Origin of the sequence: Rheinheimera sp. NSM (genome assembly GCF_052380015.1) — a bacterium.
Taxonomy (GTDB): Bacteria; Pseudomonadota; Gammaproteobacteria; order Enterobacterales; family Alteromonadaceae; genus Alishewanella.
Genome location: NZ_JBQTCI010000005.1, coordinates 103,855 through 121,082, shown reverse-complemented (window position 1 = coordinate 121,082; position 17,228 = coordinate 103,855). Strand labels below are relative to the sequence as shown.

The window sequence follows — 17,228 nt, the reverse complement described above, 5'->3', positions numbered from 1 at the left end:
ATGTTTCAGTATATGGGGTTCGTTTTAAAAACTTCAATTACATATACGAAAAAGGAGCTGAATCAGCTCCTTTTTTCTTTTGCGCGACGGCTTAATGCGATTCTGCCGCGACCGGCTCGCTGCTTTGATAAATCAGGATCGGGTCTGTTTCACCGCGGATCACGGTTTCATCCACCACTACCTTGATTACATCCTGCATTGATGGCAATTCATACATCGTATCCAGCAATACACCTTCAACAATAGAGCGCAGCCCCCTGGCACCGGTTTTACGCTCCATGGCTTTTTGCGCTATGGCTTTGAGTGCGTCTTCACGGAACTCCAGCTCCACGTCTTCCATCGCGAATAACGCAGCAAATTGCTTCACCAACGCATTCTTCGGCTCGCTGAGAATTTGTACCAGCGCGGATAAATCCAGCTCGGTTAACGTAGCCACTACCGGCAACCGCCCGATAAACTCCGGAATTAAGCCGTACTTCACCAAATCTTCCGGTTCTACATCACGGAAGGATTCACTTAAGCTACGCGTGCTTTCTTTGCTGCGTACTTCAGCACCAAAACCAATACCCGAACCTTTGGCACAGCGTTGCTCAATCACTTTATCCAGCCCGGCAAAAGCGCCGCCACAGATAAACAGAATTTTTGAGGTATCAACCTGTAGAAACTCCTGCTGCGGATGCTTACGGCCACCTTGTGGCGGTACCGAGGCTACAGTGCCTTCAATCAACTTCAACAGCGCCTGCTGCACGCCTTCACCTGATACATCACGGGTAATCGACGGGTTGTCGGACTTACGCGAAATTTTGTCAATTTCATCAATGTAAACGATACCACGCTGCGCTTTCTCAACATCGTAATCGCACTTTTGCAGCAGCTTCTGGATGATGTTTTCAACATCTTCACCAACATAACCGGCTTCTGTCAGCGTAGTGGCGTCGGCCATGGTAAAAGGCACATCAAGTAAACGCGCCAGGGTTTCTGCCAGCAGAGTTTTACCGCTACCGGTTGGGCCGATTAGCAAAATATTACTTTTACCCAGCTCAACATCTTGCTTGTGCTGGGCATTACGCAGCCGTTTATAGTGGTTATATACCGCTACTGCCAGTACTTTTTTGGCATGATCCTGGCCTATAACGTAATCATCAAGGTGAGTACGGATCTCGCGCGGCACCGGTAATTTATCGGCATCGCGTTTCGGGGAAATATCTTTAATTTCCTCGCGGATAATGTCGTTGCATAAATCAACGCATTCATCACAAATATAAACCTGTGGGCCTGCAATCAACTTACGCACTTCATGCTGTGATTTGCCACAAAAAGAACAGTACAACAGTTTACCGTTCTTATCGCCGTCAGTGCGGTGATCAGACATGTAACTACCTCTTTCACTACGGTGCCGCCCTGTGATGCAGAGCGGCCTAATATAATTACTTCGTTTCTCTATTGGTTAATATGGCATCTACCAGGCCATATTCCAAGGCTTGCTTTGCACTTAAGAAGTTATCACGTTCAGTATCTTTACACACTTGCTCGTAAGTTTTACCGCTGTGCTCGGCCATCAGGCGGTTTAACTTTTCTTTAATGCTTAAAATTTCGCGGGCATGAATTTCAAAATCGGTTGCCTGGCCCTGGAAACCACCTAACGGCTGGTGGATCATTACCCGCGCATTAGGTAAGCAATAACGCTTGCCTTTAGTACCACCGGACAATAAAAATGCGCCCATACTGGCGGCCTGGCCTACACACACTGTGGCGATATCTGACTTGATATAGCGCATCGTATCGTAAATTGACAGACCTGCCGTTACTGAGCCACCCGGCGAATTAATATAAATATAGATGTCTTTTTCCGGATTTTCTGATTCTAAGAACAATAATTGCGCCACAATCAGGTTAGCCATGTGGTCTTCCACCTGACCGGTTAAAAATATTACCCGCTCTTTTAACAGACGTGAGTAGATATCGAACGAGCGTTCGCCTTTGGCAGTTTGCTCAATAACGATTGGTACCAGAGCGTTTACTATGTCATTCAAATGTTGCGGCATAGACATATTATTGGGTTCCCTCTAAATGGCTGGGTTTTGCTGTTGCAGAAAATAAAATGGCCCGAACTGTAGTCCGAGCCATTAAAGCCGTCAAGCCAAAATAAGTCAACGTTAGTTGGCAGCTTGCGGGTTCATTATCTCGTCAAAAGCCGCTTTTTGTTCAGTTACTTTAGCACCGGCCAGAATAACGTCCAGTGCCTGCTCTTCCAGAGCCACATTGCGCATGCTTTGTAACAGCTCTTTATTGCTGTTGTAGTACTGCACCACTTCTTGCGGATCTTCATAAGCAGAAGCGACAGTTTCAATTAACGCCTGAACTTTTTTATCGTCTACTTTCAGCTCGTTGGTTTTGATCACTTCGCCTAATAACAGGCCTACTTTAACGCGATCTTTCGCCTGCTCTTCAAACAATGACGCCGGCAGCTCAGGTAATTGCTTCGGATCGACGTTGTTACCAAAACGCTGTAATGCCTGCTTACGCAGTACCTCAACTTCGCCTTTGATCAGTGCTTGTGGTACGTCTACCTCGTTGTTGGCCAGTAAACCTTTGATCACCTGCTCTTTTACTTTGGCTTTAATATTCTGGTTCAGCTCGCGCTCCATGTTTTTGCGCACTTCTACTTTCAGTGCATCAATGGTAGCGGTTTCCAAACCAAATAAAGCAGCAAACTCGTCGTTCAGTTCAGGCAGTACTTGCTGCTCTACTGTGTTTACGGTTACCGCAAAGCTGGCGGCTTTACCTTTTAAGTTTTCAGCGTGGTATTCTTCCGGGAAGGTTACTTCAACAGTAACTTGTTCACCGGCTTTTTTGCCAACGATGCCATCTTCAAAACCCGGGATCATCCGGCCCTGGCCCAACTCTAAGGTAAAGTTAGTGGCTTTGCCGCCTTCGAACTCTTCACCGTCGATAGAACCAACGAAATCGATGATAACGCGATCACCGGTAGCAGCCTTACCTTTTTTCGCTTCCCACTTGGCATGTTGCTTACGCAGCGTGTCCAGCATCTTGTCTAAGTCGGCGTCGGCAATCTCAACAACCGGCTTGTTCACTTCGATTTTATCCAGGTTTTTAACTTCAACTTCCGGATACACTTCAAAAGTGGCTTTAAATTCTAAATCTTTGCCCTGCTCTAACTGGCCAGGCGCAAAAGTAGGTGAACCGGCCGGAGTCAGTTTGTTGGCAATAATGGCATCATAAAAATGACGCTGCATTTGCTCGCCAGCCACTTCCTGTAATACAGCCAGGCCGTAACGCTTTTGGATCAGTGATACCGGCGCTTTGCCCGGACGGAAACCGTCGATACGCTGCCGCTTGGCCAGATCACGTAAACGGCTTTTTACTTCTGTATCAATTTTGTCGGCCGGAACAGTGATAGTTAATTGGCGCTCTAAACCTTGAGTGGTTTCCACAGAAACTTGCATCTTGTTACCTCAAATTCAAAAACAGGCGTGTAATTGACGCCTTACTGGTGTGATCTGGTATCAAAACGCAGCACTGAACCAGACCTGTTATAAAATAGGACGCGGCATTATAGCGGGGTAAATGTCTGACGTCGAGCCCTTAACCGCAGCGGTTGCAGCCGCTATGCAGACAAATGAAAAAACGCAGCATAGTCAATAAATTACTATTGCTGCGCTGCGCTTTTTTCTATGGCTTTTGCTGTTAACTACGGGTTTGGCCGCTGCCGGTTACCACATATTTTTCTGTGGTCAGCGCTTCGAGCCCCATAGGGCCGTAAGCGTGCAACTTACTGGTCGAAATACCAATCTCAGCACCTAAGCCCAACTCGCCGCCATCAGAGAAGCGTGATGAGGCGTTATGCATTACCACAGCAGAGTCTACCTGACGAATAAAGCGCTCTGCATTGGCTTCGTCGCTGGTGCAGATAACTTCAGTATGCTGGCTGCCAAACCGGTCAATATGCGCCATAGCAGCATCCAGGTCGTCCACCACCCTGATGGCAATTTCCGGCGCCAAATATTCCTGACCAAATTCGTTATCCGCAATCGGCTGCGCTTGGTTAAAGTAACCAATACTATCACTGCAGGCATGCACAATCACATCGTGCTGCGCCAGCGCATTGGCTACCAGCGGCAGAAAATCAGCGGCAATATGTTTATTGACCAACAAGCCTTCCAGCGCATTACACACGCCGGGGCGCTGTACTTTACCGTTCAGCAATAAACCCAACGCCATAGCCAGATCTGCGCTTTGGTCAACATACAGATGGCAGACACCTTTATAGTGCTGAATCACCGGAATGCGGCTGTGCTCGGTAACAAAACGGATTAAGCCTTCGCCGCCACGCGGAATCACTAAATCGATATACTGATCCTGTTTTAACAGTGCCAGCATTAAATCACGATCCGGATCCGGCACTATGCTGATCACCTCATCCGGCAAATCATGCTCGCGCAGCGCTTGTTGCATCGCCGCCGCTATCGCCAGACTGGTTTGAATCGCTTCACGGCCACAGCGCAGAATAACCGCATTGCCTGATTTAAAGCATAAGGCACCGGCATCAGCGGTAACATTAGGCCGCGCTTCATAAATCATACAAATAACGCCCAGCGCAATACGGCGTTTTTCAATATTAATGCCGTTTGGCCGCTGCTCGATATGCCGCGTGGCGCCTACCGGGTCCGGCAGGGCAATAATTTGCTCTATGGCGCGGGCCATGGTATCTATGCGGTCGTTATTCAGTGTCAGCCGGTCCAACATAGCCACGCTGGTGCCGTTGGCATTGGCCGTGGCCACTTCATCTTTATTTGCTATCAGAATAGCTTCGCTGGCGGCGCGGATATGGTTGGCCATACTTTGCAGCACAAAATTCTTTTGCTCGGTAGTTAAATTCGCCACTGCTTTAGCAGCCTGTGACGCTTTGGCGGCGATTGAAGCCGCAACATCGGTAGTCATATTCTCTCCAGTAACATCATTTCACTGCGATGGATCACCGCGTCGCTGCCGGCAGGACAATAACCAAGGCAGGCGGCAATATCGCGACTTTGCTGACCTTTAATCGAAAACAGCTCACTGGCACTAAAACGGCTGACACCTTTGGCAATTTTGCGTTTGCCTTGTGAGCACCGCACCAGTACCGCATCACCAGAGTCAAACTCACCGCTGATGCTCACTATACCACTACAAAGCAACGACGCACCATGGCGGCTTAATGCCTCTATACAACCGTCGTCCACCCAAATTTCGCCTTTGGCTCTTAAGGTGTGGCGTACCCAATGTTTTTTAGCCGGTAAGGGTTTGGCCTGACCATAGAAAATGGTGCCCGGATTCTTACCCGCTAAAATACACTGAAAGCCGTCCGGCTTATGGCCGTCAATAATAACGGTATCTATACCGTGTGCCGCCGCTTTTTCCGCCGCTTCAATTTTGGTAAACATACCACCGGTGCCCACTTTAGATGACACGCCACCGGCCAGGGCATAAATACGCTGATCAATAGTCCGCACTTCGGGGATCAGGCTGGCTGTAGGGTCTTTATTCGGGTCTGCGGTATACAAGCCGTCGACATCAGAGCAGATAATCAGTGCATCAGCATTCGCCACTGTGGCTACCATCGCCGCCAGATTATCGTTATCGCCGACTTTGAGCTCAGTAGTGGCTATGGTATCGTTTTCATTAACGATGGGCAGCACCTGATGGTCCAGCAAACGGCGTAAGGTATTTTTAATATTAACGTGACGCACGCGGTCGCTTAAGTCGCCATGTGTCAGCAACACCTGAGCACAGGGGAAATCGAAACAGCGGCTCCAGAAATTCATTAACTGATTCTGGCCAACAGCCGCCATCGCCCGCTTTAAAGCGAGAGGCACGCGTTGATGCTGAAAGTTAAAATGATGACGGCCTGCGGCCACACTACCTGATGAGACCAGGATCACTTCAAGACCCTGCAGTCGGCATTGCCGGATAAATTCGGCGATGGGACGCAAATACTGCTCGCTACACCCCTGATTGTCCGGCGCTATCAGGGCACTGCCGACTTTAAGCACGACCCTGCGCCAGGATGGGTTAATCATAACTCCTCCAATGGTTGTTCCGGCGGCTATAGTAGCAAAAACTGTAACCCGGTACCACTTGGGTTACAGTTATCAAGGTGACGAGCAGCAGCATAGACAAATCAAGCAATTGATTTTAATAGACTATAAAGAATGTGAATACCCGCCATACAGCAAGCTGGGGGCAACAAAACCGACTAAAAATGTAATTTAATTACATTTTTATGTGTTTACTCAGGAGTACAGCTGCACATATTCTGCTGCTGGCTGCATTTGCACCATCTTCTCAAACTGCAAACCTAAGCGGTTCAGCACTTTGACTGATGACGTATTACCGGCACTGGTCAGCCCCACTATGCGTTTAAGGTTCAGCTTGTGATAGCCAAACTGCATTACCGCCGACGCGGCTTCAAAAGCATAACCCTGGCCCCAAAACTGCGGCAAAAAGGCAAAACCAATATCGGTTTCCTGCAAATATTCGCGAAACAGCAAACCACAAAAACCCAGCGGGGTTTGGCTTTCACTGTGCTCAACCAGAAACAAACCGTAGCCATGCTGCTGGTAACTTTTAATCGGCCCTTCTGCTAAATAATGCATAGCATCCAGCTCTGAGCGCACACCGCGATCTGCAATATTTTCAATAAAAGAAGGTTCATTAAGCAAACGACAGGTAAAAGCGCTGTCAGCCGCGGTAAGGTGGCGAATACGTAAGCGTGGGGTTTCTGCAACTATCAAGATAATCATCCTTAATCTGATATTAAATAGCAGCATACAATAAGATTTAAGGATTTGGGAACTGGATTTTATTTTTTAATAAACGAGAGAATAATGGATGCAAAAAAGAGTTTCTTCAAATCAGAGTGAATTGGGCTGATGCCTCTGTTTTTGCTTTTAAAATGGGAGAATGGTCGGTGATGCAGGATTTGAACCTGCGACCCGTGGGATTAAGAGTACCCAAACCAAGTGCGCTGTTTTGCTTTAAAGATGGGAGAATGGTCGGTGATGCAGGATTTGAACCTGCGACCCCTTGGACCCAAACCAAGTGCGCTACCAAGCTGCGCCAATCACCGACTATAAAAACTCTGGGAAAGATGGGGTGGATGATGGGGTTCGAACCCACGACAACCGGAATCACAATCCGGGGCTCTACCAACTGAGCTACAACCACCACTGAAACTGTTTTGCGCTTGTTATGGCGCGCCCGATAGGATTCGAACCTATGACCCACGCCTTAGAAGGGCGTTGCTCTATCCAGCTGAGCTACGGGCGCACTATCGAAAGCCCTACCAAGCTATAAATCTAATGGTCGGTGATGCAGGATTTGAACCTGCTACGCGTGTATTAAAAGTACCCAAACCACGTGTATACCTATCCATTTTTAAATTGGTCGGTGATGCAGGATTTGAACCTGCGACCCCTTGGACCCAAACCAAGTGCGCTACCAAGCTGCGCCAATCACCGACTTCGCTGCACTGCTGCAACGGGGCGGAATATTACAGCCGGGCGGCAATAGCGTCAAACCTTTTTTTGCACAAATCAACTGATTGCCTATTATTTGAACCTATTGTGCTGTGGCTACTGCAGGATGGCGTTCAGCCGGTAGCTGTGCGAAAATATGCCGCAGTAAAATCATGGCAGAGACGTAAGCAGATGACAGCACAAATTATTGATGGCAAAGCCGTTGCTCAGGCAACAAAAGATAAAGTGGCTGCCCAGGTTCGCGCCCGGGTTGCCGCAGGTAAAAGAGCACCGGGGCTGGCCGTTGTGCTGGTAGGTTCAGACTCTGCCTCACAGGTCTATGTGGGCAGTAAACGCAAAGCCTGTGAAGAAGTAGGCTTTCACTCAGTGTCGTACGACCTGCCCTCTGATACCAGCGAACAACAGCTGATTGAGTTAATTGATAAGCTGAACAACGACAACACCGTCGACGGTATCCTGGTACAGCTGCCGTTACCGGCCGGCTTAGATTCTTCTGCTATTTTAGAGCGGATTAACCCGCACAAAGACGTCGACGGCTTTCACCCGTACAATATCGGCCGCTTAGCCCAGCGCATGCCGGCACTGCGCTCCTGCACACCCAAAGGCATTATGACGCTGCTGCAAAGCACCGGTGTTAATGTAAAAGGTATGGATGCGGTAGTCGTAGGTGCCTCTAACATCGTTGGCCGGCCGATGGCACTGGAGCTGTTACTGGCCGGTTGCACTACCACGGTGTGCCATAAATTTACCCGTAACCTCGAAGCCCAGGTGCGCCGTGCCGACTTATTAGTCGTCGCCGTAGGCCGGCCGGAGTTTATCCCGGGTGACTGGGTAAAACCAGGCGCGTTGGTCATTGATGTTGGCATTAACCGGTTAGACAGCGGCAAGCTGGTAGGCGATGTGGAATATGGCAATGCGGTAAAGCATGCCCGTTATATCACTCCGGTGCCGGGCGGCGTAGGCCCGATGACCGTCGCCAGTTTAATAGAAAACACCCTGGAAGCTTGCGAGCTGTATCACGATAAACACTAAACCTGACTGGCAGCGGCAGTTGCAATTGCAGTAGCCGCTGCCGGCCCACACATCAAGCCATCACTTCCTGTACAAATAACCATGCTGTTTGACGCTGAAAATCTGACTCCCTGCGATGGTTACTGCACCGCAGCTCCGCTTTCAGGATGCATTGCCAACACTCTTACTGCAATGTTATGTCGTTCATTCTTTAGGCCTGAGCATCTCAATAATTTGCGCATCTACCCAGAAAATATCCACATCTTCGAACTTGTCAGAGCCCATATTTCTAACAAAGAATAGATATTTTCCGTCTGGCGTAACCTTTGGCCCCGCCTCGTAAGCATCTGTATTAATTTTGTCTCCCATGTTAATAGCCTCACCCCAAGAGCCATCACGCTGTCGGAAACTGATATAAAGATCTACATTTCCAAATCCATTGTCCTTGATGCCATCCCACATAAGGTAGGACTCATCAGGAGCAATAAAGGGATGCGAATTCCTTGTTCCGGAGTTAATCTCGTTGCCGAACGGTGTTGGCGCTTCACGCTTGCCATCTATCAACCGTGAAAATCGCAGGATGCCGTTACCCTCTGGATGCCTTTCGTCAATCACGTAGGTCCCTTTCAATGAAGCAGACAGGCTCATGATATTTATTTCAGAAAAAGGAGTACCAAGATTTTTTACCTCTGACCAGCCGGTATCTGTACGTTCCCTATATTGCTTGCCCAAATGCATAGTCTTACCATCCGGCGAGAAGAATGGGTAAAATGGCCGGGGCTCTATACTAACTGTCTCAAACCACTGGTTATTTTTTTGTTTATAAATGACAGTTTCAAATTTGTTATTATCTATTCGTTTTCTAATAAAATAAAACTCATCCATATCGGGTGAAAAAACGCCACCATCATCAAAGCCCTTTGTTGTAACAATGCCAGGCATAAAAGGCTCCGGCGTTAATCCCGGTGGCTTTTGCCCAAGATATGGGCCTTCAAGTACTGGTAAATTATCTTTGGCATGACTGACACAGCTCATCATCAGCACAGAAAGTAGTAGCGATAGTGAAGGGGATATAGATTTCATGACTTCTCCTTGTTTTCTAAATCAGCGATGTGCCGTCACCTTTTTTGCATCACGTTTAATACGATTAAGTACTATTGTTCCGCACTCAGATTTTCAATAACTTGAGCATTTACCCGGCAACTGATTAGATTACGATTTTTTACCGATACCCAACCTGTTGGTTCAAGTGGGTTTAAATCTGTGATAAGCAAGGTGATTATTAGCTCCGCCCCCCTTTTTCGCTTTTTCGCATTTTTGAAGGCGCGATTGTCAGAGAGTCATCTGCTACCCGCAAGTATCAACTATCGGAATTGCCAGATGGCTTAGCACGTGCTATTGCAAGTGCTCCCTCAATAAAGACGACATCAACTTATGTATAAATTTATGGCGCAAATAAAGAATATGGTTGCACTAACCCTATTCGCTTTAATCTTGTCTTCCTGCAGCAATGCCAGCGAGAGTGGTGATATTTTCGGCCGCTGGGTGATGACCGAAGTGGTTTATGATGATGGCAGTGTCAATCAACTGGAAGCCGGCAACTTTGTTGATATCAATGCGGATACAATAACAGAGGTTATTAAGGGCTTTGGCAACCGACAGTACCCCTATACCAGGCAAGACAAGGTGCTTACGTTAACTACGGATGATGAACAAATTACCTGGCAAATACTCAGCGAAGCCACTCATCATTTAGAAGTTGCTACGCCGATAGGAAAATACAAGCTAACCCGCGGAGCAGAGCAATCGCCTGCTAACCATCAAAAAGGGGTCGGAGACAATTAAAGGTCGGTCTGGCTAATCCAATATATTTCAGTGGCTTGCAAAAAATCAGCGATTAATAGCTCCGACCCCTTTTTACCCATAACCACTGAGGACAGCCGGGCAATAAGTTTGTGGGCACAGCAACATCAAGCGGTGTTATCTAAGTTTATTCGCTCAGATAATTGGGAGGTATAACTCGGTTGTTGCCGCGCTGAACTCTTTGATCTAATTTTTATCTGCCCCCAATTATTCCGGTTGCGCTCTAATAACTCGAAAAACTAATGGCTTTATACATACATGAGAAAACCATGAAATTCCCGCTATTACCAGTATACCTATGAGCGGAATTATTGCTCCAGTAAAAACTATTGAGCCAAATACATAACCAAAAATACACTCCGCTCTGTATATAGGCAGGAATAAACCGACTACTACCAAACCTAAAGACAAGTAAATTGCAACGTTCTCGTAGCCAACACTAAAACTGAGTGACTGTACAAGACTCAAGATCAGCATGCCGAAAAAACCGATGAGTACGACCCGTAAAATCTTTGCCCTTACTGGCGCGTCACTAGGTTGGAGAGTTACACGCTTCTCTATTCGTACTGTAGAAAGCCAAGCTAAGAATGGGAGCACTAATAATCCCCACCAGTTTGATATTGAAGGATAATCAGAATGGTGCATTAAGTGATGGCTCAATATTCCACCATTTAAATGCTCCCATAATAGATGGGCCGCTACAAAAAGTATGGTAGCTGCAATCACGCAGTATTTTAATTTTTTTGAATTGCTTTTAGTCATTTTTATTCTCAAGTTATGATAGCTAAAATATGTGCCTAACGTTTTACGAAGGGGCTGGCGTAGCCAGTCCCACGGAGGCCTCGTTTTTCAGCGCGCCGGAGTGTACTTACGTAACTTGTTATAGCGAGTACTCAAACTTAGTAGTTGCTTTGCCCTTTTCATCAATAGATATAACGAAACAAGACCAGTTGCCGCCAGTGTGCTTATTCATCAGAGAATGCAGTTCAGGAATCAGTTTCGAGAGCTTCTTCCTCTCGGGATAGACAAGAGCTTTGGATACAGAGTGACCATGAAGCTCATACCAGAATTCCGCACCTAAAGAGCTACTACCATCTTTAGATTTACTGTAATCAAAGCGACAATTCATAACCTCATACTCACCATCTACACTGAGGTGCATGATTTCGCATAACTGACTGATAATTGATTTTTGTTCTTCTATCGGGTTCATTCGTTACCATAGAAATAGTAGCCATAACGCCCAAATTTAGCGTGGAAAGCCGCGCAGCGGGTTGACGTCGCAGCCAGCGCTTTTTGCTGGCGATAATATTTGTTTGTTATGCGATTTTTTTTTGGGCATTATAGTTGCGAAGCCTCGGAAATTATTGTCGTAGTTTAAAGACTGAATGATCAGCTTACTTTGCTCGTGTTTTTTAAAGTCATCCTTGATTATGTTTGACATTTGGTCTGTTATTTTCATTACAAGTTCTAAGAATGAACCACTTTTATCTGACTTTGCATACCCAAACTCTACATTTTTAGGTAGATAAAACTCCAGATAGTAAGGTTTTTTACGGCTGTTAATTTTCTTGTGTTCACCTAAGTCGTGATCAGTGACAACAAGTATTTTTGAACCTTCGGGAAACGATTCGAAGAACTTGCGCGTTGCCTCAAGGAATAGATGCCAACCAATTTTTTCACCAGCTACTGATTCCGAAACTTCAATTTGGTAATAGCCAATTAAATATTCGATATATACACGACTAATACCACTTGGGTTTAACAATGCCTCTTTATGCTTTTTTAGTTCATATACAGCAGTACAACAGCTTTTCTTCCCATTAAACTTTGAGTCATTAGTGTCAATAAAATAGATACGCTCATAATTTTCACATAGAAACTTTTCTTGAGAAAAGGATAACGCATTCCCGCCATCCATGAGCGATAGCTGTTTCTCTCGATTAAGTCCCTTATAGCTTCTGCTATGTGATGCTGAGTTTGGCTCCATATTTGAAATAGAATGAAGATCACCGAACTCATCAAAAGTGAATTCGATTTCTCCATTGTCATTAGGTCTTGTAATGCACTGTACCCATTCATCTCTGGGCAGAGGTTTATTCTTTTTATTTCTCATTACTCTGAACCTGATTAATGCATAACGCTTATTAGGCGGAAAAATCCGTATTTAAACACGGACTTTTCCGTATTTGTCTATTTAATGTAATGAACATTACACCGCCTATTCCCAACTTACAATAAGTTACAGGTACAGCCTATTTCAGCAAAACATCAACCAGCTTATCATTCGTTGCCTGCTGCAAAATCAACGCATAAAAAAACCGCCAGCAGGCGGTTTTTTTATCGAGGTAACTTAATCAGCCTTTACGCCAGCTGGTTACGCCGTTTTTATCTTCTACGATAATACCTTTTGCCGTTAACGCATCGCGGGCGGCGTCTGCTGCTGCCCAGTCTTTGTTAGCGCGGGCAGTGTTACGCTTAGCAATCAGTGCTTCTATTTCGGCTACATCGTCATCTGAGGCGCCTGATTGTAAGAAGGTCTCGGCATCGCCCTGCAGCAAGCCCAGCACACCGGCTAACAGATTTAATATGCCTGCCAGCTCGGCGGCCTTGGCCGGTTCGGTTTCTTTAAAGCGGTTTACTTCACGTGCCAGTTCAAACAACACCGGTAAGGCTTCCGGGGTGTTGAAATCATCATCCATTGCCGCTTTAAAGCGCACAATGTACGGGCTGTTTAAATCAATGCTGTGGCTTGGCGTAACATTACGCAGCGCGGTGTATAAGCGGCCTAAGGCAGCATGCGCCTGCTGCAGGTTTTCAGCGGAGTAGTTCAACTGGCTGCGGTATTGGCTGGATAATAAAAAGTAGCGCACCGCCTCGGCGTTATATTCCGCCAGTACGTCTTTTACCGTAAAGAAATTGCCTAAGGATTTAGACATTTTCTCTTTATCTACCTGCACCATACCGGTGTGGATCCAGGTATTAACGTACTTGTGGCCATGGGCACAGGTAGACTGGGCAATTTCGTTCTCATGGTGCGGGAACTGTAAATCTGAACCGCCGCCGTGAATATCAAAATGCTCGCCTAAATGCTTAGCGCTCATGGCGGAACATTCAATATGCCAGCCCGGCCGGCCATTGCCCCACGGCGATTGCCAGAACGGCTCGCCCGGCTTGGCGCCTTTCCATAATACAAAATCCAGCGGATCGTCTTTGTTGTCGGCCACTTCTACCCGCGAGCCGGATTGCAGCATCTCCAGGTTTTGCTGGCTAAGCTCGCCGTACGCTTCGTATTTACTCACATCAAACAACACATCGCCATCGGCCGCGACATAGGCATAGCCTTTGGCGACCAAGGTTTCAATCAGGGCGATAATTTCGGCCATATGGGTAGTAACGCGCGGTTCTATGTCAGCCGGCATTAAACCCAGCGCCGCAAAATCGGCGTGCATGGCTTGGGTAAAGCGTTCTGTCAGGGCGTCGCAGCTTTCGTTGTTCTCGGCGGCGCGCTTAATAATTTTGTCGTCTACGTCGGTAATATTACGCACATAGGTTACGTCGTAACCCAAAAAGCGCAGGTAGCGGTTTATTACGTCAAAGGCAACATAGGTACGGGCGTGGCCGACATGGCAGTAATCGTAAATGGTAATACCGCAGACATAGAGCCCTGCTTTACCGGGTTCAATTGGTGTGAAAAGTTCTTTTTTTCTGCTTAAGGTATTATAAATATGTAACATGTCTTCCCCGAAGTCCTTTGACTAAAAACGCTAAACCAGTGCAGCTGCTGCACCAGCGCGCTAGTGTATCACCGGCACCGTAACGCGGCTATCCTTGCTTTATGATTTGCTCTGCGTACGGTAGAATACCGCCACTTTTAACGAGGACACCTTATTATGATTAGCTTACACACCAATTACGGCGTAATTAAATTAAACCTGTTTGCCGACAAAGCCCCTGCTACGGTTGAAAACTTTATCAGCTACGTGAAAGACGGCTTTTATAACAACACCATTTTTCACCGTGTTATTAACGGTTTTATGATCCAGGGCGGTGGTTTTACTGCCGATATGGAGCAAAAAGACACCAAGGGCCAGATTAAAAACGAAGCCAACAACAAAGTGCCGAACAAAAAAGGCACTATTGCGATGGCGCGCACCAACGATCCGCACTCTGCCACCTGCCAGTTTTTTATTAACATTGCCGATAACGACTTCTTAAACTTCAGCTCTGAAACCGGCTCCGGCTGGGGTTACTGCGTATTTGGCGAAGTAGTTGAAGGTATGGACGTGGTTGACGAGATTAAAAAAGTGGCCACCGGCCGCAATGCCGGCCACAGCGACGTGCCGGTAAAACCGGTAGTGATTGAAAAAGCCGAACTGCACGCTTAAGCGCTGCTGATGTCAGAGCAGCACACGCTGTTTATCGCCGATCTGCACTTAGCAGCAGATCGGCCCGATATTACCGCCGCCTTTTTGCGCTTTTTGCGTCAGCACGCCGTTAAGGCGGATGCGCTGTATATTCTCGGCGATCTATTTGAAGTCTGGATTGGTGATGATAACCCCGAGCCGCTACTGGATACCGTAGCAACGGCATTAGCCACGCTGAGCGCTCAGGTACCGGTTTACTTTATTCACGGTAACCGCGATTTCGTGTTACGCCAGGGCTATGCCAACCGCGCCGGTATGCAGTTACTGCCGCAGCAGCAGGTTATCGACTTGTATGGCACGCCAACGCTGATTATGCACGGCGACAGCCTGTGCACGCTGGATATTGCCTACCAGAAATTTCGCAAATGGTGGAACCAGCCGTGGTGGCAGTGGTTATTGTTAAAAACCCCGGTTAGCTTTCGCCAGGGTATCGCCGCTAAGGCACGGCGCAAAAGTGCCATGCACAAGGCCCGCTACGCTTCTCAGCAACAGCAGGGGCAGCAACAGCAACAAATTATGGATGTGACCCCGGACGAAGTGCCCAAAGTGATGGCCGAAGCCGGCGTATTAAAGCTGATCCACGGTCATACCCACCGCCCGGCGATACATCAGCTGGAGGTTAACGGCCAAGCGGCTGAGCGTTATGTACTGGGCGACTGGTATACGCAAAGCAGTTATTTAAAAGTCAGCGCCAGCCAGTGGCAGCTGTATTTTAATGCGCTGACAGATGACACCCCGGCGGCTTAGAACCGCCAGGAATAAGCAATGTTAAGAAAGTCCATACCCGGATTGCGGCTGGATAAGCCGCCGTTAGAGTAATGCATATAGCGTACAGCCAGCATTTTTTTGTGTTGCGGATCCAGCTCTATCAGCAAGCCCAGCCGGTCTTCAAACTGAAAGTGCGAGCCTAAATCTTTACCGGCAAACTCACGTTTTGTCAGCATGCTGACACCAATACCAAACTCCCAGAACACCGGTTTGTTATACCAGTTAGCAAACTGCTTTTTCAGCACCGGCGACAATGCCAGCGCTACGTTGGTTTGATACTGCGACGGCTGGCCGTACTGCCAAAAGTTAGTGCTGGCTTCCAGATACATATTGGCATCGCCCAGCAGCGGCAAGGTAGTAAAGTGAAACTCCAGCGGCCGGTAAGCCAGCCGCACGCCATTTACCCTGCCTTCGCCTTTTAAATATTCCACTGAAAGCTGTGAAATTTGCTCTGTGCGCATATCCGCCTGCGCCGGAGCTATTATTCCAAATAGCACTACTAATGCCGCCAACCACCGTTGCATATTTTCACCTTACACTGTCTCTGCCCCTATAGGGCAACCGATAATGATGATAAATATACCGATCGGTACAAATTAGATAAAGACGCAAATCACGACAACATTATTCACGGTGGTGAATAATGTTTTAATATAAATTATTCCGTTTTATCTCAGCCCGATTTAGTAAGGCCGGTAAGGTTGGAAAATTTGCATAACCCAGTCTGTAAAAGCCCTTAAGCGGCCACTTAAATGACGGTTAGGCGGGTAGATAAGATACAGCGGAAAGGCGGCGCGCTGCCAATCCGGCAGCAGCAATTGCAATTCACCACTGTCAAGATAGGGTTGCGCCATAAACGAAGGCAGTTGGCTTACGCCCAGACCACTTAAAGTAGCCGTTAACTGAGCAGTGCTGTCATTAACCGATAGCGGGCTGCCTTGCTGTTGAATTTCCATTGATTGTTGCCGGTTGCTAAAACGCAGTGGCATTACGCGGTTGGTTTTGCGCGAACGGTAGTAAATAACCCGATGTTTGCTGCTTAATTCGTCCGGCGTTTGCGGCGTGCCATACTGCTGCAGGTATGATGGTGCGGCACAGGTAACAAAGGTCAGCTCGGCAATGCGTTTGGCCACCAGCGATGTATCGTTTAGCTCTCCACCGCGGATCACGCAATCTACATTGTCGGTCAGCAAATCGATATTGGTATCACTAACGCCCAACTCCAGCTGAATTTCCGGATATTGCTGCATAAAAGACGGTAGCGCCGGCAATAAGATAAAGTTGGCAATCGCCGACGCCATATCCACTTTTAACCGGCCACGCGGCGTACTCTGCTCATTGCTGATATTGCTTTCAATATCGTCCAGTTCATGCAGCAACTTAGTAGTACGCTCGTAATAGGCCGCGCCTTCCATCGTTACCGTAACGCGGCGTGTAGTGCGATGCAGTAATTTCAGCCGCAAATGCGCTTCCAGCTCCTGCACCAGCTTGGTTACGGTGGATTTTGGCATATCGAGTAAATCTGCGGCGCGGCTAAAGGTGCCGGCTTCTACCACACGACAAAACACTTTAATGGCTAACAGGTGATCCATGCCGCTATTACCCTAACTGCTGCTGTAAG

General features: G+C 47.4%; 17 protein-coding genes and 4 tRNA genes. 4 read left to right on the top strand and 17 right to left on the bottom strand.

Features of this window, described 5'->3' with window-relative positions:
- Positions 1-91: 91 nt before the first annotated feature.
- The 10 genes from clpX to ACTZWV_RS14930 form a co-directional block, all read right to left on the bottom strand.
- Positions 92-1,372 carry an ATP-dependent protease ATP-binding subunit ClpX gene (gene clpX, locus ACTZWV_RS14975; protein WP_305551589.1) on the bottom strand — a complete coding sequence of 427 codons (1,281 nt, stop codon included), beginning with the start codon at positions 1,370-1,372 and terminating at the stop codon, positions 92-94.
- Between the two features lie 55 nt (positions 1,373-1,427).
- A complete protein-coding gene (gene clpP, locus ACTZWV_RS14970) occupies positions 1,428-2,033 on the bottom strand; it encodes an ATP-dependent Clp endopeptidase proteolytic subunit ClpP (RefSeq protein ID WP_444787453.1) in 606 nt (201 codons plus the stop codon).
- Between the two features lie 123 nt (positions 2,034-2,156).
- On the bottom strand, positions 2,157-3,467 hold the full coding sequence (tig, locus tag ACTZWV_RS14965) for a trigger factor (RefSeq protein WP_444787318.1): 1,311 nt from the start codon (positions 3,465-3,467) through the stop codon (positions 2,157-2,159).
- A 241-nt stretch (positions 3,468-3,708) separates the two neighbouring features.
- Positions 3,709-4,962 carry a glutamate-5-semialdehyde dehydrogenase gene (locus tag ACTZWV_RS14960; RefSeq protein ID WP_444787317.1) on the bottom strand — a complete coding sequence of 418 codons (1,254 nt, stop codon included), beginning with the start codon at positions 4,960-4,962 and terminating at the stop codon, positions 3,709-3,711.
- Complete coding sequence (gene proB / locus ACTZWV_RS14955; protein ID WP_444787316.1) at positions 4,959-6,080, bottom strand: glutamate 5-kinase; 1,122 nt, start codon at positions 6,078-6,080, stop codon at positions 4,959-4,961. Before proB ends, ACTZWV_RS14960 begins: the two co-directional genes overlap by 4 nt.
- Before the next feature lie 213 nt (positions 6,081-6,293).
- Positions 6,294-6,794, bottom strand: coding sequence for a GNAT family N-acetyltransferase (locus tag ACTZWV_RS14950; protein ID WP_444787315.1), 501 nt, complete (start codon positions 6,792-6,794; stop codon positions 6,294-6,296).
- Positions 6,795-7,052: 258 nt separating this feature from the next.
- Positions 7,053-7,129: transfer RNA gene (locus tag ACTZWV_RS14945), tRNA-Pro, on the bottom strand.
- Between the two features lie 22 nt (positions 7,130-7,151).
- Positions 7,152-7,227 (bottom strand) — tRNA-His (locus ACTZWV_RS14940).
- Between the two features lie 25 nt (positions 7,228-7,252).
- Positions 7,253-7,329 (bottom strand) — tRNA-Arg (locus tag ACTZWV_RS14935).
- Positions 7,330-7,443: 114 nt separating this feature from the next.
- Positions 7,444-7,520: transfer RNA gene (locus tag ACTZWV_RS14930), tRNA-Pro, on the bottom strand.
- A gap of 189 nt (positions 7,521-7,709) precedes the next feature.
- Between ACTZWV_RS14930 and folD the strand changes: the two genes are divergently transcribed.
- Positions 7,710-8,570, top strand: coding sequence for a bifunctional methylenetetrahydrofolate dehydrogenase/methenyltetrahydrofolate cyclohydrolase FolD (folD, locus tag ACTZWV_RS14925; protein WP_444787314.1), 861 nt, complete (start codon positions 7,710-7,712; stop codon positions 8,568-8,570).
- A 183-nt stretch (positions 8,571-8,753) separates the two neighbouring features.
- Here the strand turns inward: folD and ACTZWV_RS14920 are convergent, their stop codons facing one another.
- Positions 8,754-9,632 (bottom strand): hypothetical protein, encoded by an 879-nt coding sequence (locus ACTZWV_RS14920; RefSeq protein ID WP_444787313.1) that lies wholly within the window; start codon positions 9,630-9,632, stop codon positions 8,754-8,756.
- 363 nt (positions 9,633-9,995) lie between these two features.
- Between ACTZWV_RS14920 and ACTZWV_RS14915 the strand changes: the two genes are divergently transcribed.
- Positions 9,996-10,394, top strand: a complete 399-nt coding sequence (locus ACTZWV_RS14915) for a hypothetical protein (RefSeq protein WP_444787312.1) — start codon at positions 9,996-9,998, stop codon at positions 10,392-10,394.
- Positions 10,395-10,619: 225 nt separating this feature from the next.
- Here the strand turns inward: ACTZWV_RS14915 and ACTZWV_RS14910 are convergent, their stop codons facing one another.
- From ACTZWV_RS14910 to cysS, 4 genes are all read right to left on the bottom strand, one after another.
- Entirely contained in the window at positions 10,620-11,174 is a 555-nt protein-coding gene (locus tag ACTZWV_RS14910) for a hypothetical protein (RefSeq protein ID WP_444787311.1), read from the bottom strand.
- Positions 11,175-11,292: 118 nt separating this feature from the next.
- Complete coding sequence (locus ACTZWV_RS14905) at positions 11,293-11,625, bottom strand: hypothetical protein (RefSeq protein WP_444787310.1); 333 nt, start codon at positions 11,623-11,625, stop codon at positions 11,293-11,295.
- Between the two features lie 36 nt (positions 11,626-11,661).
- On the bottom strand, positions 11,662-12,528 hold the full coding sequence (locus ACTZWV_RS14900; RefSeq protein ID WP_444787309.1) for a hypothetical protein: 867 nt from the start codon (positions 12,526-12,528) through the stop codon (positions 11,662-11,664).
- 241 nt (positions 12,529-12,769) lie between these two features.
- The gene (gene cysS / locus ACTZWV_RS14895) at positions 12,770-14,149 is read right to left on the bottom strand and encodes a cysteine--tRNA ligase (protein ID WP_444787308.1); all 1,380 of its coding nucleotides are present in this window, start codon (positions 14,147-14,149) and stop codon (positions 12,770-12,772) included.
- A 156-nt stretch (positions 14,150-14,305) separates the two neighbouring features.
- Between cysS and ACTZWV_RS14890 the strand changes: the two genes are divergently transcribed.
- Positions 14,306-14,800, top strand: a complete 495-nt coding sequence (locus ACTZWV_RS14890; RefSeq protein WP_444787307.1) for a peptidylprolyl isomerase — start codon at positions 14,306-14,308, stop codon at positions 14,798-14,800.
- Between the two features lie 9 nt (positions 14,801-14,809).
- The gene (locus tag ACTZWV_RS14885; protein WP_444787306.1) at positions 14,810-15,586 is read left to right on the top strand and encodes a UDP-2,3-diacylglucosamine diphosphatase; all 777 of its coding nucleotides are present in this window, start codon (positions 14,810-14,812) and stop codon (positions 15,584-15,586) included.
- Here the strand turns inward: ACTZWV_RS14885 and ACTZWV_RS14880 are convergent.
- The gene (locus ACTZWV_RS14880; RefSeq protein WP_444787305.1) at positions 15,583-16,131 is read right to left on the bottom strand and encodes an acyloxyacyl hydrolase; all 549 of its coding nucleotides are present in this window, start codon (positions 16,129-16,131) and stop codon (positions 15,583-15,585) included. The genes ACTZWV_RS14885 and ACTZWV_RS14880 overlap by 4 nt on opposite strands.
- Positions 16,132-16,290: 159 nt before the next feature.
- Positions 16,291-17,199, bottom strand: a complete 909-nt coding sequence (locus ACTZWV_RS14875; protein ID WP_444787304.1) for a LysR family transcriptional regulator — start codon at positions 17,197-17,199, stop codon at positions 16,291-16,293.
- Between the last annotated feature and the right edge of the window lie 29 nt (positions 17,200-17,228).